13 protein-coding genes are annotated in these 18,587 nt (G+C 61.4%); 6 read left to right on the top strand and 7 right to left on the bottom strand.

What is annotated here, in order from left to right; translation table 11 throughout:
* Positions 1 to 115: 115 nt before the first annotated feature.
* Positions 116 to 2,959 carry an excinuclease ABC subunit UvrA gene (gene uvrA, locus B0H98_RS10490; protein WP_106375002.1) on the bottom strand — a complete coding sequence of 948 codons (2,844 nt, stop codon included), beginning with the start codon at positions 2,957 to 2,959 and terminating at the stop codon, positions 116 to 118.
* 171 nt (positions 2,960 to 3,130) lie between these two features.
* On the opposite strand from uvrA, the gene B0H98_RS10485 reads away from it, so the two are divergent.
* From B0H98_RS10485 to B0H98_RS10470, 4 genes are all read left to right on the top strand, one after another.
* Positions 3,131 to 4,507 (top strand): MFS transporter, encoded by a 1,377-nt coding sequence (locus B0H98_RS10485; protein ID WP_106375070.1) that lies wholly within the window; start codon positions 3,131 to 3,133, stop codon positions 4,505 to 4,507.
* 95 nt (positions 4,508 to 4,602) lie between these two features.
* The gene (gene ssb / locus B0H98_RS10480) at positions 4,603 to 5,259 is read left to right on the top strand and encodes a single-stranded DNA-binding protein (RefSeq protein WP_106375001.1); all 657 of its coding nucleotides are present in this window, start codon (positions 4,603 to 4,605) and stop codon (positions 5,257 to 5,259) included.
* A gap of 66 nt (positions 5,260 to 5,325) precedes the next feature.
* Positions 5,326 to 6,216 (top strand): sugar nucleotide-binding protein, encoded by an 891-nt coding sequence (locus B0H98_RS10475; protein ID WP_106375000.1) that lies wholly within the window; start codon positions 5,326 to 5,328, stop codon positions 6,214 to 6,216.
* Entirely contained in the window at positions 6,213 to 6,947 is a 735-nt protein-coding gene (locus B0H98_RS10470) for a lysophospholipid acyltransferase family protein (RefSeq protein WP_106374999.1), read from the top strand. The genes B0H98_RS10475 and B0H98_RS10470 overlap by 4 nt, the downstream gene beginning before the upstream one ends.
* Before the next feature lie 77 nt (positions 6,948 to 7,024).
* On the opposite strand, the gene fabB is transcribed toward B0H98_RS10470, so the two are convergent.
* Together fabB and fabA are read right to left on the bottom strand one after the other, a co-directional pair.
* Entirely contained in the window at positions 7,025 to 8,242 is a 1,218-nt protein-coding gene (gene fabB / locus B0H98_RS10465; RefSeq protein WP_106374998.1) for a beta-ketoacyl-ACP synthase I, read from the bottom strand.
* A 12-nt stretch (positions 8,243 to 8,254) separates the two neighbouring features.
* Positions 8,255 to 8,770, bottom strand: a complete 516-nt coding sequence (gene fabA / locus B0H98_RS10460; RefSeq protein WP_018917764.1) for a 3-hydroxyacyl-[acyl-carrier-protein] dehydratase FabA — start codon at positions 8,768 to 8,770, stop codon at positions 8,255 to 8,257.
* A gap of 369 nt (positions 8,771 to 9,139) precedes the next feature.
* Here fabA and B0H98_RS10455 point away from each other — a divergent pair, with 369 nt between their 5' ends.
* A complete protein-coding gene (locus tag B0H98_RS10455; RefSeq protein WP_106374997.1) occupies positions 9,140 to 10,978 on the top strand; it encodes a putative bifunctional diguanylate cyclase/phosphodiesterase in 1,839 nt (612 codons plus the stop codon).
* A gap of 22 nt (positions 10,979 to 11,000) precedes the next feature.
* Here B0H98_RS10455 and phrB read toward each other — a convergent pair whose 3' ends face one another.
* Both phrB and B0H98_RS10445 read right to left on the bottom strand, forming a co-directional pair.
* Positions 11,001 to 12,413, bottom strand: a complete 1,413-nt coding sequence (gene phrB / locus B0H98_RS10450; RefSeq protein WP_106374996.1) for a deoxyribodipyrimidine photo-lyase — start codon at positions 12,411 to 12,413, stop codon at positions 11,001 to 11,003.
* Positions 12,414 to 12,464: 51 nt separating this feature from the next.
* Complete coding sequence (locus tag B0H98_RS10445) at positions 12,465 to 13,385, bottom strand: MerR family transcriptional regulator (RefSeq protein WP_106374995.1); 921 nt, start codon at positions 13,383 to 13,385, stop codon at positions 12,465 to 12,467.
* Between the two features lie 392 nt (positions 13,386 to 13,777).
* Between B0H98_RS10445 and B0H98_RS10440 the strand changes: the two genes are divergently transcribed.
* A complete protein-coding gene (locus B0H98_RS10440) occupies positions 13,778 to 14,680 on the top strand; it encodes a TIGR01777 family oxidoreductase (protein WP_106374994.1) in 903 nt (300 codons plus the stop codon).
* A gap of 16 nt (positions 14,681 to 14,696) precedes the next feature.
* On the opposite strand, the gene rapA is transcribed toward B0H98_RS10440, so the two are convergent.
* Both rapA and B0H98_RS10430 read right to left on the bottom strand, forming a co-directional pair.
* Complete coding sequence (gene rapA, locus B0H98_RS10435; RefSeq protein WP_106374993.1) at positions 14,697 to 17,642, bottom strand: RNA polymerase-associated protein RapA; 2,946 nt, start codon at positions 17,640 to 17,642, stop codon at positions 14,697 to 14,699.
* A gap of 115 nt (positions 17,643 to 17,757) precedes the next feature.
* Complete coding sequence (locus B0H98_RS10430; protein WP_106374992.1) at positions 17,758 to 18,561, bottom strand: TlpA disulfide reductase family protein; 804 nt, start codon at positions 18,559 to 18,561, stop codon at positions 17,758 to 17,760.
* Positions 18,562 to 18,587: the final 26 nt, after the last annotated feature.

The following is an 18,587-nucleotide window of genomic DNA, read 5'->3' as shown; positions in this document are numbered from 1 at the left end:
GCAATTCAATCGCATACGGCGTTGCCTAGCTACGCTGATAAAGAAGTTCAAACGGCCGGATTATTGCACAGATTTGATATCAGGGTAGGCAGATGGCCCACCCTGATATCATAGGTTATGAAGATGCGCGATTGCCGCGTTCGAGCAGGGGAGAAAGGAAGCGTCCGGTGTGGGAAATGCGCTGTTTAGCGACGTGCTCGGGCGTGCCTTCGGCAATGATCTGCCCACCGCCGGAGCCGCCTTCCGGGCCAAGGTCCACGATCCAGTCGGCGGTCTTGATCACGTCCAGATTGTGTTCGATGACCACGATGGTATTGCCATGGTCGCGCAGGCGGTGCAGTACGGTCAGAAGCTGGCGGATATCCTCGAAGTGTAGCCCGGTGGTGGGCTCGTCCAGGATATACAGCGTCTTGCCGGTATCGCGCTTGGCAAGCTCGCGGGCAAGCTTGACCCGCTGCGCTTCGCCGCCTGAAAGCGTCGTGGCGCTCTGGCCCAGGCGAATATAGGAAAGCCCTACGTCCATCAGGGTCTGCAGGCGCCGGGCAATCGCCGGTACCGGGCTGAAGAATTCCAGCGCATCCTCGACCGTCATCTCCAGCACTTCGTGGATGGTCTTGCCCTTGTAATGGATATCCAGCGTCTCGCGGTTGTAGCGCTTGCCCTTGCAGACATCGCAGGGCACATAGATGTCGGGCAGAAAGTGCATTTCGACCTTGATCATGCCTTCGCCCTGACACGCCTCGCAGCGTCCGCCCTTGACGTTGAAACTGAAGCGGCCCGGTTTGTAGCCACGCGAACGGGCCTCCTGAGTGCCGGCAAACAGCTCGCGAATGGGCGTGAAGATGCCGGTGTAGGTGGCCGGGTTGGAGCGCGGCGTGCGCCCGATCGGGCTCTGATCGATATCGATTACCTTGTCGAGCTGATCGAGCCCTTCGATCTTTTCGTAGGGCGCGGCGGTCAGCGTGGTGGCGCGGTTGAGCTCGCGAGCAGCAATCGGCATCAGCGTGCCGTTGATCAGGGTCGACTTGCCTGAGCCCGATACCCCGGTAATGGCAATGAACAGCCCCAGCGGCAGGCTGAGCGTCACGTTCTGCAGGTTGTTGCCGGTTGCTCCACGCACTACCAGCTGCTTCTCCGGATTGCCGGGAATGCGGTAGGGCGGCACGCTGATCTCGCGGGTGCCGGTGAGGTACTGGCCGGTCAGCGAGTTGGGGTTATCCATGACCTCTTGAGGCGTGCCCTGAGCGACAATTTCACCGCCGTGAACCCCCGCCCCGGGGCCGATATCCAGTACGTGGTCAGCGGCGCGAATGGCGTCTTCATCGTGCTCAACCACGATCACCGTATTGCCCAGGTCGCGCAGCCGCTCCAGAGTTTTCAACAAGCGATCGTTGTCGCGCTGGTGCAGGCCGATCGAAGGCTCGTCAAGAATGTACATGACCCCGACCAGGCCCGCGCCGATCTGGCTTGCCAGGCGAATCCGCTGCGCTTCACCGCCGGAGAGCGTATCGGCGCTGCGCTCAAGGTTCAGATAATCCAGCCCGACGTTGACCAGAAACTCCAGCCGGGCGTGGATCTCGTTGACGATCTTGCCGGCAATCTCGCCTTTACGGCCAGGCAGGCTCAGCTCGGCAAAGTAGCGCTGGGCTTCGCCGATTGGTGTGCGCACCACGTCGGCAATGTTACGGTCATCCACGAATACGTGGCGCGACTCCTTGCGCAGACGCGTGCCGTGGCAGGTGGCGCAGGGCTGCATGGCGATGTATTTCGCCAAGTCGTCGCGCACCATGTTGGACTCGGTTTCCCGGTAGCGGCGCTGCATGTTGGGCAGTACGCCTTCGAAGACGTGCTCGCGGGTGACCTTGCGGCCGCGGTCGCCCACGTAGGCAAACGGAATCTTTTCGCTGCCGCTGCCGTTGAGAATGATCTTCTGCTCGTGGCGCGGCAGTTCGTTCCAGGGCGTTTCAAGCTCGAAACCGTAGTGTTTGGCCAGGGCCTGCAGCTGGGTGAAGTAGTAGATGTTGCGCCGGTCCCAGCCCTTGATGACGCCTTCCGCGAGGGAAAGCTCCGGGTGGCTGATCAGCTTTTCCGGATCGAAATACTGCTGTATGCCCAGGCCGTCGCAGGTCGGGCAGGCGCCGGCCGGGTTGTTGAACGAGAACATGCGCGGTTCGAGCTCGGACAGCGAGTAGCCGCAGACCGGGCAGGCAAAGCGCGACGAGAACGCCATATCTTCCTGCTCGCCGTCCATGAAATGGATCATGGCAGTACCGTCGGCCAGGTTGAGCGCAGTCTCGAAGGACTCGGCCAGGCGCTGGGCGATGTCGTCGCGTACCTTGAAGCGGTCGACCACCACGCTGATGTCATGCTTCTTGCGCTTGTCCAACGGCGCAATATCGTCAAGCTCCAGCACCTGACCATCGATCAGCGCACGCACAAAGCCCTGGGCGCGAAGCTCGGCCAGCAGCTGCAGGTGTTCGCCCTTGCGTCCTTTTACCACAGGGGCCAGCAGCATCAGCTTGGTGCCCTCGGCCAGATTCATGACCTGATCGACCATCTGGGAGATGGTCTGAGCTTCAAGGTCTTCACCGTGCTCGGGGCAGCGGGGCGTGCCGGCACGGGCAAACAGCAGGCGCAGGTAGTCGTAGATTTCGGTGATGGTGCCCACGGTCGAGCGCGGGTTGTGGGAGGTGGATTTCTGCTCAATGGAGATTGCAGGCGAAAGCCCCTCGATGTGATCCACATCGGGTTTTTCCATCATTGACAGGAACTGGCGCGCGTAGGTAGAGAGCGACTCTACATAGCGCCGCTGTCCTTCGGCATAGAGCGTGTCAAACGCCAGCGACGATTTACCCGAACCTGACAGGCCGGTAATCACAATCAGCTTGTCGCGGGGCAGCTCCACATCGATCTGCTTGAGGTTGTGGGTGCGTGCACCCCTGACCAGAATGCTGTCCATCAACACCTCGACTCGCGCGGCAAAAGAGTAATTATACGTTTGCCATCCCCTATCCGGCAAAAACGCTTTGTGACAGCTTAACGCAGGACGGCGTTTCCAGCGTGGTTGCAAACCGCTAGAATGGACGGTTATCCAGGGGCTTTGGCTCTATTCACCATACTCAAGGGCATTATGCGCAAGGTTTCTGCACTGCTACTGGCCAGTGAGCGTCGTGCAATCAGCGGCCTGGCCGGGCTTTATGCGTCCCGCATGCTGGGGCTTTTCATGGTATTGCCGGTGCTGGCGCTGTATGCCGATGCGCTTGAAGGTGCCACTCCGCTGCTGGTGGGCATTGCGCTAGGTGTCTACGGACTCACCCAGGCCACCCTGCAGATTCCCTTTGGCTTGTTGTCTGACCGCATTGGTCGCAAGCGGGTGATTGCACTCGGGCTGATCATCTTTGCCGTGGGCAGTGTGGTGGCGGCCCTTGCCGATTCCATTGGGGGCATCATTGTCGGGCGTGCGCTGCAGGGCGGCGGGGCCGTGGCGGCCGCCATCATGGCGCTTCTGGCCGACCAGACCCGTGAGCAGGTACGCACGGCGGCCATGGCGACCATCGGGCTATCGATAGGCGTATCGTTTGCGATTGCCATGGTGATCGGGCCCTGGCTCGCCTCCTGGGCCGGGCTTGCCGGGGTATTCTGGTTTACCGCCCTGCTGACGCTGTTGGGTCTTCTGGTACTGTGGCGCTGGGTACCGCCCGCGCCGCGGCGGGTGCGTCACCGCGACGTGGGGCTTGATCGGGAGCAGTTCAAAAGCGTGATTACGCGGCCGGACCTGTGGCGCCTGGACATGTCGATCTTTGCTCTGCATCTGGTACTGATGGCGATTTTCGTGGCGGTGCCCTTTCGCTTGCAGCAAGCCGGTATTCCGCTGGCGCATCACGGCCTGGCTTACCTTGCCATCATGGGGCTTTCATTTGTCGCCATGGTGCCGCTGATGATCGTGGCCGAGAAAAAGCAGCAGATCAAGGCGGTGTGCCTGGTCGCCATTGGCGCGATTGCGGTGAGCCTGGCGACACTTGGCCTGCCGTTTTCCGAGGGGCGCTGGCTGTTTATCGGCCTGTTCGTGTTTTTTACCGGCTTCAACTTGCTGGAAGCCACGCTGCCTTCAATGCTCAGTAAACTCGCCCCGGCAGGCGCCAAGGGCACCGCCATGGGGGTGTACTCCACCAGCCAGTTCATGGGTGCGTTTCTGGGCGGCACGCTGGGCGGCTTGCTGGCCAACACGTGGGGGCTTGACGCCGTGTTTATCGGCTGTGCGGTGCTGGCCCTGCTATGGTGGTTGGCGATGTGGCAGATGCCGTCTCCACCGCCGCTTTCAAGCGAAGTGGTGGCGCTCAACGATACGCCACCTGATATGCTGGATTTACTGCTCGAACGTCTGGCCGAGGTGGTGGGCGTCGAGGATGTAATGGTGGTGCCCGAAGAGCGCCTGGTCTATTTAAAGGTTAATCGTCAGCGGCTTGATCGAGATGCGCTGACACGACTGATTCCTCCGAAATCCTGAGGCGGCTGCCTGTCAGCCGCTAAAGACACAGGCATCGGCGAGGCAAGTAGCGCGCGGATGTCTACCTATACGTCAGTTAAATGAAGGAGCGCCTTATGGCTCGCGGTATCAATAAAGTGATCTTGATCGGCAACCTGGGGCAAGACCCGGAAGTGCGCTTTACCCCAAGCGGCACGGCGGTTGCCAACCTGAACCTGGCGACGTCCGACACCTGGATGGACCGTCAGAGCGGTCAGCGCCAGGAGCGTACCGAATGGCACCGTATCGTGCTGTTCAACAAGACCGCTGAAATTGCCCAGCAGTATTTGAAAAAAGGCTCCAAGGTGTATATCGAAGGCCGTCTGCAGACGCGTAAATGGCAGGATCAGAACGGCCAGGATCGCTTCAGCACGGAAATCGTTGCCAACGACATGCAGATGCTCGATGGCCGCGGCGGTGATTTCCAGGGCGGCGGCGCGCCGCAGAATGGCTACGGCAACAGCCAGGGCGGTGCGCCTCAGGGCGGCTATGCGCAGCAGAATGGCGCGCCTCAGGGCAACAACTATGGCGGTCAGAGCTATCAGAACCAGGGCCAGCAGGGCCAGGGCGCACCGAGCCAGGGCAACCCGCAGCAGGGTGGCCAGCCTGCACCACGCCCACAGCCAGCCCCCCAGCAGGGCGGCGGCGCTCCGCAGCAGGGCCAGCAGAACAGCAACTATGGCGCGCCGGACCCAGGTAGCTTTGACGATTTCGACGACGAAATCCCGTTCTGACGTCAGTCGAGTACGCTGCACTCTGGTCGTTGGCGATGTTCGTTGGTTGATAAAAGAGGGTCTGTCTTGAAGCTGCTGATACTGGATGCAGGGCACTGCTTGAGCTTGGCACTGGCCCGAGAAGTAAACCGCCGTACGGATACTGAACTGGTGATCGAGCAGGGGGTGGTGGTTAGCGCCGCCCAGCTGCAAAGGATCGCCCCGGACGCGGTGATCATTCCACCCCTGGCACAGCCGCTGGAGATGACCCCTGCGGTGGTCGGGGCGCATGCGGACGCGGTGGATAGCTGCCTGGAGGCGTGTCTGGCACAGGGCGTGCCGCTGGTGTGGTGCGTGTCGGATCAGCTCTACGAAGAGGGCTTTGACGAGCCCATCGATGAGCATGTGGTGCCCACTCCGCGCGACGAATGTCTGCGCCGGCTGGTGACCACCGGCGACCGGATTCGAGCGGAGTATCATCGCCATCTGATTGTGCGCCTGGGCCCGCTGTTTGCGCTTGAAGGCAGCCACGCCTGGCTCAATGACATCATTGACAGGCTGATGCTGGGAGAAAGCGTGCGCGCGGCGGAAGATGTGGTGTTCTGTCCTACCTCGGTGGACGCTGTGGCCATGGCGCTGGTGGGCATGCTTCAGCAGCAGGCGAGCGGTGCCAATGCCTGGGGCGCCTATCATCTGGCAGGTACCGAGCCGGTCAGTGCGTTCACGTTTACTTCCATGGTGCGCACTCAGTTGGCGACCCACCTGGAAGGCCGGGGTGAACAGATAGAGCTTGGGCAGGTAACCGCCCTGAACCACCACCACGATGCCAAGCTGCGGCGCGTCTTGAACTGCCGCCGCGTGCTGGATGTGTTTGGCGTGCACCAAAAGCCGTGGCGGCTGGAAGTGGGCCGTATGCTGGATGCCTGGTGCCTGACGCGCGATGACCAGCTTGACGCCAGTACAGGAGAGTCCGTTTGATCAATGTGGTTCGTAGCCTGGTATTTTATGCCGGGTATTTCTTCGCCATGCTGATTAGTGGCGTGCTGTTTCTGCCCATTGCACCCTTTTTACCGCTAGCCGGGCGCTATCGGCTGCTCAATCTGTATAACCACTTCCTGATGGTCTGGTTCCGGATAGCCTGTGGCGTTCGCTACGATATCCAGGGGCGTGAGCGCATCCCTGAAGGCCCGTGCGTTATTCAGGCCAACCATCAGTGCGAGTGGGAGACGGTGTTCTTGCAGGTAATGAAACCTCCGGTTTGCACCGTGCTCAAACGCGAACTGCTGCGTATCCCGATCTTTGGCTGGGGGCTGCGCCTGCTGCGCCCGATCAGCCTGGACCGCTCCAAGCCCGCCCGCGCGCTCAAGCAGGTATTGAGTCAGGGCGTGGCACGGCTGGGCACGGGGCTTTCGGTCCTGATTTTTCCGGAAGGAACGCGGGTCGACCCTGGCGTGCGCAAGCGCTACAACAAGAGTGGCAGCGTAGTGGCTTGCCGAGCAGGCGTGCCCGTACTGCCGGTGGCGCACAATGCCGGGGAGCGCTGGCCGGGGCGCTACTGGGTGAAACGTCCAGGCGTGCTGCGGGTGCGCATTGGTGAGCCTATCCAGACCCAAGGGCGCACGCCGGACGAGGTGCTTGCGGAAGTGGAGGCCTGGATCGAAGGGCAGCTGCAGGAAATTTCCGAGGTGCCCCGCCCGCTGGTACGCTAGTGAGCGGCAAAGATGAGAAGTGGCCAGCAACAAAAACGGCGCCTTGAAGGCGCCGTTTTTTATTCCCGACCGGTGTCTCAGTCAGCGAAGCGCTGGAACACCAGGCAGGCGTTGGTGCCGCCGAACCCGAAGCTGTTGGACAGGATGCGCTCAAGCGTTACGCCATCACGCCGCTGGGTGACGATGTCGAAACCATCCGCCTGCTCATCAAGGTGCTCGACGTTGGCAGACGCGGCCACGAAGTCGTGCTGCATCATCAGTAGCGAGTAGATGGCTTCCTGTACGCCGGTGGCGCCCAGGGAGTGCCCGGTGAGGGACTTGGTGGAGCTCATTGCCGGTGTCGAGTTGCCAAACACTTCACGTACCGCCTTGAGCTCGGCGACATCGCCAACCGGCGTGGAGGTGCCGTGGGTGTTGATATAGTCGATATCGCCTTCCACGGTCGCCATCGCCTGACGCATGCAGCGCACCGCGCCTTCACCGGAGGGCGCTACCATATCGTGGCCATCGGAGGTGGCGCCGTAACCTACCAGCTCGCCGTAGATCTTGGCGCCGCGTGCCTTGGCATGCTCCAGCTCTTCAAGTACCAGCATGCCGCCGCCGCCGGCGATGACAAAACCGTCGCGCGCCTGATCGTAGGGGCGCGATGCCTGGTCAGGGGTATCGTTGTACTGGGTAGAGAGTGCGCCCATGGCATCGAACAGGCAGGAAAGCGTCCAGTGCTCCTCTTCACCGCCGCCGGCAAAGACCACGTCCTGCTTGCCCAGCTGAATCTGCTCCATCGCACTGCCGATACAGTGTGCAGACGTTGCACAGGCAGAGGAGATCGAGTAGTTCACGCCCTTGATCTTGAACGGGGTGGCAAGACAGGCCGATACCGTGCTGCCCATGGTGCGGGTAACCCGGTAGGGGCCCACGCGGCGCAGGCCTTTCTCGCGCATGACGTCGGCAGCTTCTACCTGGTTGGCGCTTGATGCACCGCCGGAGCCGGCGATAAGCCCGGTACGCTCGTTGGACACCTGCTCTTCGGAAAGGCCAGCATCTTCGATGGCCTGCGCCATGGAGACATAGGCATAAGCCGCTGCGTCACCCATGAAGCGGCGCAGCTTACGATCGATAAGGGCATCCAGATCGATATCAACGCTGCCTGCTACGTGGCTGCGGAATCCTCGCTCGGCGTACTCTTCCTTGAAACGAATACCGCTGCGCCCGCTCTTGAGCGCCTCGAGAACCTGTTGCTGGTCATTGCCAAGGCATGACACGATGCCAAGGCCGGTGACTACCACTCGTCGCATGGGAGCCTCCTGTTAGAAATTCGCAGTGGAGGTGAATAGACCAACGCGCAAGTCGTTAGCCTGATAAATATCGCGTCCGTCAACGGATACAGTACCGTCAGCGATACCCAAGATAAGCCGTCGGGTAATGATACGCTTGATATTGATACGGTAAGTCACTTTTTTGGCATCCGGCATGATCTGCCCGCTGAACTTGACTTCACCGCAGCCAAGCGCACGACCACGGCCCGGGTGGCCAAGCCAGCCCAGATAGAAGCCGACCAGCTGCCACATGGCATCAAGCCCCAGACAGCCAGGCATCACCGGGTCGCCCGGGAAATGGCAGTCAAAAAACCACAGGTCCGGAGAGATATCCAGCTCGGCGATCAGTTCGCCCTTGCCATGCTCGCCGCCTTCTTCATGGATGTGCGCAATACGGTCGAGCATCAGCATGTTGGGAGCCGGAAGCTGCGCATTGCCGGGGCCGAATAGCTCGCCGCGCGAGCAGGCCAGCAGTTCTTCGCGATCAAAGGAATGTTGCTTGGTCACTGAATCGTTCCGAGTTTCAAGATGATTGTTGGCCGCGTGCGGCACCAAGAGCCGAGGCATAGCACCTGAGCATAGCACTGGGGCCTCGCGCCTAGGCACGGCCCGCAAGGCCTGTCCTAGTCTACTTCCCGAAACCCTCGAATGCACGTAAGACGCCATATATCGCTGCTAACGAGCGTTTTTTATTAAGCGGTAGTCGCTGCCAGCCAGTCTTTTAGGGGGCTTTGCAATGAGTGAATTGCCCACTTAAATGACCTATTAACGTAATATGCGTGTATTCAAGCTTTTGGTAACGCGGCATGATGCGTATGTTGCTCGAGGTCATGTTTATTTTATGTCAGTTTTCAGGATAGGACGTAGCGAATCGCCATGTGGCTCCCTGTTTCTCTCAATCGTCCGTTGGTTTGGATAGCGCTCGCTGCCCTGCCTGCCTGTGTATGGCTGCCCGATGCCATGCTGCGCCTGGTGGCGGTCAGTTTTGTGGTATTCGGGCTATGGGATGCCTGGCACCAGGTGCGCCAGCAGCGGCTGCGTTATCGGCTGGCGAACAACGCCACGGATCTGGCGAGTGATGCCGTCGTTGTGAGCGATGCACACAACCGGATCCTGGCGGTCAATCCTGCCTTTACCGATATTACCGGCTACGCCAGCGACGAAGTGGTCGGGCTGAAACTTGAAGCCCTGGCTGCTCCCCGGCACGACAAGGCGTTTTACCAGAACTTCTGGAGTACCCTCAAGGCTACCGGGCGCTGGGAAGGAGAAATGTGGAACCGGCGCAAGCATGGGGACGAGTATCCCGAGTGGTTGAAGGTGCGTGCGATTACCGATAAACGCGGCACTATTACCCACTTCATCAGCCTGTTTACCGATATCTCGGCGCAGAAGGCGCGCGAGCATGATCTGCGGCGTATTGGCTATGAAGACCCGCTGACCGGGCTGCCCAACCGCCGGCGGCTGCATGATCTGATGGGGTCGCGTCTGCGCCATCTGCGGGCAGGCGAGAGCCTGGATATTGCCCTGATCGATATCGACGGGCTGAAGTCCGTCAATGACAGCCTGGGCGTTGAGCAGGGGGACCGGCTACTGGCCCGTTTTGCCCAGCGGTTGGCAAGCTATGTCGCGGGCAGCGTGGTTGGGCGGCTGGGAGGAGACGAATTCATGGTGATTCGTACCACTACCTATGATGACCATGAAACGTGGGTAGCGGGGCTTCGCGAGCATATGAGTCGGCCGTTTGAAATCAGCGACCAGCTTTTGCGCCTGGGCCTCACCATCGGCAGCTGTCGGGCGCCGGAAGATGGCCGCGACTCGGGCGTTCTTTTCCAGCGTCTTGAGTCTGCCCTGTACAGTGCCAAGCGGCTGGGGCGCAATCATAGCCTGCGGTTTCGCCCGGCACTGGACAAGCAGGATAACCCGCAGCTGGCGCTGGTCAGCGACCTGCGTGCGGCACTGATCTCCGGTGACCAGCTTGAGCTGCACTACCAGACCCAGCACCACCCGGGCACCGGCGAGGTTCTCGGCATGGAAGCGCTGCTGCGCTGGCGCCACCCGCTGGACGGCATGATTTCGCCGGGCGACTTCATTCCGCTGGCCGAGCGCCACGGTCTGATGTCGGAGCTGGGCAGCTGGGTGATCGAGAAAGCCTGCGCTCAGCAGGCTCACTGGCAGTACAGCGGTATGCCCAAGCTACCCATCTGGATCAATATTTCCGCCCTGCAGCTGTTTCAGGGCGACCTGGAAGCGCAGCTGAATACCTGCTTGAAGCGCTATCAGTTAAAACCCTCCCAGATTGGCCTGGAGCTTACCGAATCGGTACTGATCGACGAGCGCGCCGGCGACATGGGCCCCCGCTTGAAAGCCTTGAAAGAGCAGGGGTACTCGATTGCCATTGATGATTTCGGCACAGGCTACTCGTCGCTGGGCTATCTCAAGCGGCTACCGGTGGACAAGATCAAGCTGGACCGCGCCTTTATCCGCGAGCTGCCCGCAAGCCATGCGGATGCCGCCATTGTAAAAGCGGTGCTTGCCATGGCCCGAGGGATGGGCCTGGACGTGGTTGCCGAGGGCGTTGAAACCGAAGAGCAGTGCCAGTTTCTGATCAATGCAGGCTGCTCGATCGTGCAGGGGTTCTATTTTGCCCGCCCGCTACCGGCGGCTGAACTGGAGCAGCGCTGGACGGCGCTGACCGCTGCGGCAGGCGCCCTCTAGTCTGATCGCAGCAAGCCGGCCTTTATTTGCTCAGCGCCTTGAATGCATCCAGCGCGCGCGCTCGGGCAGCCTTGTGATCCACGATGGGTTCCGGGTAGTCCAGTTGGGTCAGCATGTCCCGAGGCGGCGCATGGCGCGCCTTGGCGGGCAGCTCGGCAAGCTCCGGCACCCATTTGGCAATGAACTCGCCGTCAGGGTCGAAGCGCGTGGACTGGGTGGTCGGGTTGAAGATCCGGAAATAGGGCGCTGAATCCGTACCGGTGGACGCCGCCCACTGCCAGCCGCCGTTATTGGCACAGAACTCACCATCTACCAGATGGCGCATGAAAAACGCCTCGCCCCGGCGCCAATCGATCAGCAGATGCTTGCTCAAGAACATGGCCGTGACCATTCTGAGCCGGTTGTGCATCCAGCCCGTTGCCAGCATCTGACGCATGGCCGCGTCCACCAGCGGATATCCCGTACGCCCCTCGCACCAGGCCTTGAAGCCTTCGTCATCCTCGCGCCAGGCAAGCTGCTTGGTGTGTTCCTGAAACGGCTGATAGCGGCATACTTCGGGAAATCCTACCGCCACATGTTGATAAAACTCACGCCAGATAAGCTCGTTCACCCAGGTGGTTAGCCCCGCATCGCCATCGGCCAGGTGGCCACCGTTTTCGCTCATCACGGCCTGCAGACACTGGCGGTAGGAAATCATGCCCAGCGCCAGGTAAGGCGAAAGCTCGCTGGTGCCGCGTACGCTGGGAAAGTCGCGCTGGTCGTTATAGTGACGGCCACGAAAGCGTAAAAAACGCGCCAGATGGTCGCCTGCCGTCTCTTCACCGGCGGGCCACTCGCGGCCGCCTACCGGGGCATCATCGAATTCGGGTAGCTCCGGCAGCTTGTCGCTTTTGATGGATAGCCGCTCTTGCGGTTCGGGCGTATCGCGCAGCTCAAGCTGCTCGGCGCTGACCTGTTTGTGCCACGCCTTGGAGAAAGGCGTAAACACGCCGTAGTAGTCGCCCTTGCCGGTCAGCAGCGTGCCGGGGGCAAAGGCGACTGCGTCATGATAGCCGTGGACGGCGATGCCTTCCTTCTTGAAGGCATCCAGCACCGCCTGGTCGCGGCGCTGTTCGTTGAGCGGGTACTGATAGTTGAAATGCAGCCGTGCGATGTTGTGCTCGCGTGCGATGTCTAGAAGCGCCTGGGGCGCGTCATCGTAGCGGTCAATATCGCGGTGCAGCAGGGGAATGTTAAGCCCGTTGAGTGCATCCTTGAGCGCGCTAACGCCGCGCGCCCAGAAGTCGATCTTCGTCGCACCGTGGCCGTGATACTGCCACTGGGCAACGCTGCGCAGGAAGACCGCCACCACCGGCCCTTTGGCGGCGGCCGCCGCGAGCGCCGTATTATCGTGAATGCGCAGGTCGCTTCGCAACCAGACTAGTTGAACATCCATGTTCTCTCCGGTAGTGCCAAATCTCGGGGCTCGCGCCCGATCAACAGATATTTACAGCACGCCCGACTCACGCAGCAGCGGCCTGAGACGCGCAATCGCCTGGGGCAGGTCATCACCCAGGGTATGTACAGGACCACTGCGCAATTCGCTATCGCGCAGCCTGGCCACGGCACCGCATACGCCAAGCGGCACGTTGAGCGCCTCAGCGGCGTTGGGAAGCGCCGTATGAATGAAGCTATCGCTCTCCCGTTGGCCGCTGGTCAACAGCACCATGGAGGAGTGAAGGCGAGCCACGGCCTGTGGCAGGTCTTCAAGCGGCAGGGAGTGATCCAGCATCTGAACGCGGTAACCCTGCTCGCTGGCCATCAAGGCAGCCATCAGCACCCAGAGGGGGCCGGGGTCATCGGGCATGGCGTTAAGCAGTATCAGAGGGCCGCGTGTGGACTGATTGGCGTAGTGCAGGCGGGTGCCTACCTGACTGCGCAAGAACGCTTCCAGCGTGCGGCGCACCAGATTGTCCGGCTGTATGGCCCACTTGGTTTCCAGCGCCATCAGTACCGGCTGCCACAGCTCGTTGACGGCAACGCTCAACGGATAAAGCGCCAGACTCTGGTGATAGAGCATCTCGAGCTTGGGCAGATCCAGCGCTTCTATAACGGCCTGCAGCTGCTGACGCTGGCTTAACCAGTCGCCTGCATCCGGGGCTGGCGCTTCGATGGTTTCGGGCTGGTCGAGCAGGTCCACGACCTGGCTGACCGGCACGCCGCGATTGAGCCACTGAAGAATGCGCTCGATGCGCGCGATATCGTCCTGAGCATATAAACGGTGGCCTTTTGGCGTGCGTTTAGGACGAATCAGGCCGTAGCGTCGCTCCCAGGCGCGCAGGGTGACCGAGTTCACACCCGTCAAACGGGAAACTTCCCGAATCGGATAGAGCGGAGTATCGGGTGGATGGGTCGCCTTGCTACTCATGGGCGCCTTTGCCTCTTGGTTGACTCAAACCGCATAAAGCTAAGCGCTCTTGGGGCGCGATGCGGCGAAGTTGTTTCACAATCCATATCGTGTATCGCTTGAATAAACGTAATTGAAGTACGTCTATCCTAGCCCTATTTGTACAACTTGTCGCTATCCGGTACAACCTTTGGATTTAAAGTCAATTCAAGCAAGATTTAAAATATGTTCTAAGTACGTGATGTTAATGGAACGATTGGTTTATAAGCCGTTCGTAACCTATGTTGATAAAATAGCCAGGTTCTACAGGGATACTACTAAAGCTACTTTGGGTAAACATGCGGCGTTTGCAGTGTATAGGTAGTGTACGCGGTTCTATTTGCCCGAAAGCGTCTATCAACAGGAGTGACACCATGCGTGTACTGATAACAGGCGGCAGCGGTTTTGTCGGCCAGCGTCTTTGCGAAAAGCTGCTGGCGCTTGGCCACGCGGTACAGGTGGTGTCGCGTCATCCGGACAAGGCGCGGGAGAAGCTGCCTGACGGGTGTGATATTCGTGACAGCGCGCTCGGCTTCATGGATGCCCCGCCACAGGCCATCGTCAATCTGGCCGGCGAATCGATTGCCGGCAAGCGCTGGAGCGAGGCGCAGAAAAAACGCCTGGTCGAGTCACGCACCAAGGCCACCCATCAACTGGTCACGCTGTGCGAGCAGCTCAAGGCCAGCGGCCAGCCGGTCCCCAAGGTCATGATCAGCGGCTCTGCGATGGGTTATTACGGTGATCAGGGCAAGCGCGTCGTCACCGAAGAAACCGCTCCCCACGACGAGTTTGCCCATCGGCTATGCGCCAAGTGGGAAGCTGCTGCTGAACCGGTAGAAGAACTCGGTGTGCGTCTGGCGATTCTGCGCACGGGGCTTGTGCTGGACAGCGGGGGAGGCACGCTCGAGAAGATGCTGCCCCCGTTCAAGATGGGCCTGGGCGGGCGTTTTGGCAGCGGTAAGCAGTTCATGCCGTGGATTCATCGCGATGACCTGGTGGCCGCGATTATCTTTCTGCTGGAACACGATGCGTTAAGCGGGGTATTCAATGGCAGCGCCCCGCATCCGGTCACCAACGCCGAATTTACCAGGACGCTGGCCGGCCAGCTGCACCGCCCGGCCATTTTCCCGGTACCCGCCTTTGTCTTGAAGGCGGGCCTTGGGGAAATGTCCCGGCTGCTGCTGACCGGGGCCGATATGCGCCCGGCACGCCTTGCCGAGGCGGGGTTCGAATTTCACTATCCCACGCTCGACAGGGCACTTGCGGCCATTCTTTAACGGATAGCCCCAGGGGTCAGGCGTTCGGGTCCACGGTAATGATGACCCGAACGGAGTCCAGACGCAGCCGGGTATTCTCGATCGCCTCGCTCAGCGCTACGCGCTCCTGCTTCAGCGCTGCAAGCTCCTCATCACGCACCGACGGATTGTGCTCGGCAAGTGCGGTCAGGCGGGCAAGCTCGGCATCCAGCTGGCTGCGCATGCGCGTCTCGGCGGCTTCCACGATACTCGGCAGTTCGCGCTCTGCCTCGCCTTCCCCCTGGCTCAGCAGCTCGCGCAGCTGGTCGTGACGGCTCTTGATCAAGTCCCGGGCCAGCGACTTGTTGACCTTTTGCAGGTTCTTGCCCAGGCCGGTGAACGAGATCTTGCTGGTCAGGTTGGCGCCGGATTCATCCAGCAGCACGCGCACAGCGGTGGGCGGCAAGAAGCGGTTGAGATGCAGCGAGCGGGGCGCCGGGCAGTGGGTGCGGAACACAAGCTCCGCCATCAGCCGGCCGCTGGGGATGGAGGGGTGGCGCAACAGGGCCAGGGCCGTGTTGCCCATGGTGCCATCCAGCACGCGACCCATCATTTCGCGCAGCAGCGGGTGCTCCCAGGAAAGCCGATGGATATCGTCGCGGGCCAGCGCCTGGGCGCGGCTGTAGGTGGCGGTAAAACCCTCCTCACCCTTCACCAGTCCCGGCAGTCCGTCCAGCATGTGCTGGCTGGGCTGAAGGTGGAAAAGCCCCTTGCCGATCTCCTGGCTGTCGACGCCAAATACGTCCAGGGCACGTTCGACATAGCGTGGCAGCGCGGCGTCTTCGTCAAGTTCGCGCACGGCATCAATGACTTCCTGGGCACGGGCCGGGCGGCAGGCATTGAGCTCCAGCAGACGGTTGCGGCCCGCATCGCGCTCGGCAAGCTTGGCGGTAAACATCTCCCGGGTCTCTTCGATGATTTCATCCAGCGTTTCATCATCTAAAAGCGCATCCGCCAGGGCATCGCCAAAGGCTTCGAACAGATCGCTGCCGATGCCGTGGGGCGCGCTGAACGCATCCATGCCTTCGTGATACCAGCGCAGCAGGCGCTCGCCGGGGCTGCCGATAAAGGTCGGGGCGTGGAGTTCGATGGCATGCTTCTGGCCGATACGGTCCAGGCGGCCAATGCGCTGCTCCAGCTGGTCCGGGTGCTGGGGCATATCGAACATGACCAGATGGCGGCAGAACTGGAAGTTGCGCCCCTCCGAGCCGATTTCCGAACAGACGAGCACCTGAACGCCTTCTTCCTCATCGGCGAAGGCGGCCGCGGCGCGGTCACGCTCCACCAGCGACAGCCCTTCATGAAAGACCGGCGCCTGATAGCCGCCCAGTACGCGCAGCCCTTCGGCGATGCCTTCGGCGGTTTCGCGATGGTGGGCAATCACCAGCACCTTGTCGTTGGCAAAGCCGGTGTCGCTGTCGTCGCTGAGTTTCTCGAGCAGCCAGTTGACCCGCGGATCGATATGCCACCAGGCCTCGCCATTGAGCGGGTCGTTGCTGAGCTCGCGATACATGGCATCCGGGTAGATCAGTACATCCGGATGATCCATGCCGGTTTCGATCAACAGCTCGTCAAGATAGTCGTCGTCGCGCTCCAGACGACGCACCACCCGGCGGTAGGCCGACGGCAGCTCCAGAGGCGCCAGGTGCAGGCGCCGCTCGGGGAAGCCACCTACGTGACGGCGGCTGTTGCGGAACATCACCCGGCCGGTGCCGTGGCGGTCAAGCAGGGCGTCGCGCAGCTGAAGGCGGGCGGCGTCCTGCTGCTCGGTACTGGCTTCCGGGTTGCAGAGTGTGGCCAGCAGCGCCTGGCTGTCGCGGTCGTCGGCGACGGCCTCGACGCGGGCGCGGGCATCCGGCGCAGCGGGCAGCTCATCCAGGGCGTCAATGGCGCTGGCTACGCCGGCGTAGTGGCGCTCCTCGTCCTTGAAGCGCTCCAGGTCGTGGTAGCGCTCGCCGTCGAGCAGGCGCAGGCGGGCAAAGTGACTTTCGATACCCATCTGTTCGGGGGTGGCGGTCAGCAGCAGCAGGCCGGGAATTTCCGCCGCGAGCTGCTCGACGCACTGATAGCCCGGGCCGCTGCCTTCGCTGCTCCAGTCCAGGTGGTGCGCCTCATCGACAATCAGCAGGTCGAAACGGCTGGCGAGCGCCTGATCCTGACGATGAATGTTGGCAAACAGCCAGCCCTGGCTTGCCAGTACCAGTTGGGCACTTTCGAACGGGTTGGCGCTGCCGTGGGCCTGGCTCTGGTGTTCGTCGAGCAGGCTGACGTTGAGCGAGAAGCGGCGCAGCAGTTCCACCAGCCACTGGTGGGTGAGGCTGTCGGGCACCAGAATCAGCGCGCGCTCGACGCGCCCGGCCAGCAGCAGACGGTGCAGAATCAGCCCGGCTTCGATGGTCTTGCCCAGGCCCACTTCGTCGGCCAGCAGCACCCGAGGCGCGTGACGCCGGGCCACTTCATCGGCGATATACAGCTGGTGGGGGATCAGGTCGATGCGCGGCCCGGCAAAGCCCAGCGCGCTGTGCTGCTCGATGCGCTGAAAGTGGTGCAGGGTGCGAAAGCGTAGGTCGAACCAGTCGTTGCGATCCACCTGGCCTGTCAGCAGCCGGTCGCGGGCCTGGTCGAACTGCATGGTGTCGGCAAGCTTGGCTTCGGGCAGCTCGCGCAGCGCGCCTTCGCTGTCTTCACCAATGTAGGTGATCAGGCCGTGAGACTCTTTGCTGTCATCAACGATCATCTGCCAGCCGTCGGCGGACAGTACCCGGTCGCCGCTGCCGAACATCACCCGGGTCAGTGGCGCCTGGCGGGTGTTATAGGTACGGGTTTCCTGGCTGGCACTGAACAAGATGGTAACGCTACGGGCGTCGCAGTTAAGCACGGTGCCAAGCCCAAGCTCGGCTTCGCCGTCGCTAATCCAGCGCTGGCCGGGAGAAAAATCGCTCATGATGCCTCGGGGAAGTCTACAAAAACGGGTCATACGCTGCCGAGGGCGCGCCATCGGCAGCAGTAGGGCGGGGGATTCTAACGCAAAGGCGGCGGGGGATTAAGGAGTATCGCCGTCAATCTTCCAGCCAGCGCTCAAGGTGGGCGCGGGTAAGCTCGCCTACATGTATATCCAGGGTATTGCCCTGGCCATCGAAAAGTACGGTGGTGGGTAGGCCGGGGGCTTCAAACAGTGCCATCAGCTGTTGGCCTGGGTCGCGCAGGGCGTGGGTAAAGGTGAGTCCTTCTGCGTCCAAATAACGCACGATGGGCAGCAGATCCTCGCCTTGGTTGATGACGGCAACGGTCACTCCTTCATGCCCGGCCATCTCTTCGAGCAGCGGCATTTCCCGCCGGCACGGTGGGCACCAGGTGGCCCACAGGTTGACCACGACCCGCTCGCTGCCCTCCACAAGCGCGGGCAGATAGACCTCTTCGCCCTCCAGGTTTTCCAGGCTGAGTTCGGGTATCCGGCTGATGTCAGACGTGCCGCCCAGCGGCGACACCGTCATCAAAACAAGCCACACACCAGAGGCGCCAAGCAGCAGCGCGGTACTGCCGAGCAGGGCAAGAAGGTGCTTGCGCAGCGCAAAAACACTCCAGAGAAGCCCCGCCAGCAGCCCGCCGATGCCGTGATAGCCCGGCTGCCAGAGCTTGAGCGTGTCTAGGGGCGTGGCGCTATAGCTCTCCCCATGAAGGGTAATATGCGCGATGCGCGCGCCGACCAGCCAGGCGATGACCAGCCCGGTAAACCAGCGCTGCCGGGCCGCCGACGGCAGGCGCAGCAAGTAGCGAGCGGCCAGCCACAGCAGCAGCGCGCAGCCAATGGCGTAAAGCCTGGGTAACGAAATCAACAGCGGCCCAAGGGCGATGGCATTCATGGTCTTTCCAATAAGCAGGTACACTA

This window comes from Vreelandella songnenensis (assembly GCF_003002925.1).
In the GTDB taxonomy this organism is placed as follows: Bacteria; Pseudomonadota; Gammaproteobacteria; order Pseudomonadales; family Halomonadaceae; genus Vreelandella; species Vreelandella songnenensis.
Note: the sequence above shows the minus strand (reverse complement) of the source record. Positions and strands in the feature narration are given on the sequence as shown.

Coding starts and splice junctions, on each gene's coding strand:
- B0H98_RS10430 (WP_106374992.1), bottom strand. CDS start 18,561: ATGAATGCCATCGCCCTTGGGCCGCTGTTGATTTCGTTACCCAGGCTT.
- phrB (WP_106374996.1), bottom strand. CDS start 12,413: ATGGATGTTCAACTAGTCTGGTTGCGAAGCGACCTGCGCATTCACGAT.
- B0H98_RS10445 (WP_106374995.1), bottom strand. CDS start 13,385: ATGAGTAGCAAGGCGACCCATCCACCCGATACTCCGCTCTATCCGATT.
- fabB (WP_106374998.1), bottom strand. CDS start 8,242: ATGCGACGAGTGGTAGTCACCGGCCTTGGCATCGTGTCATGCCTTGGC.
- rapA (WP_106374993.1), bottom strand. CDS start 17,642: ATGAGCGATTTTTCTCCCGGCCAGCGCTGGATTAGCGACGGCGAAGCC.
- B0H98_RS10440 (WP_106374994.1), top strand. CDS start 13,778: ATGCGTGTACTGATAACAGGCGGCAGCGGTTTTGTCGGCCAGCGTCTT.
- B0H98_RS10485 (WP_106375070.1), top strand. CDS start 3,131: ATGCGCAAGGTTTCTGCACTGCTACTGGCCAGTGAGCGTCGTGCAATC.
- ssb (WP_106375001.1), top strand. CDS start 4,603: ATGGCTCGCGGTATCAATAAAGTGATCTTGATCGGCAACCTGGGGCAA.
- B0H98_RS10455 (WP_106374997.1), top strand. CDS start 9,140: ATGTGGCTCCCTGTTTCTCTCAATCGTCCGTTGGTTTGGATAGCGCTC.
- uvrA (WP_106375002.1), bottom strand. CDS start 2,959: ATGGACAGCATTCTGGTCAGGGGTGCACGCACCCACAACCTCAAGCAG.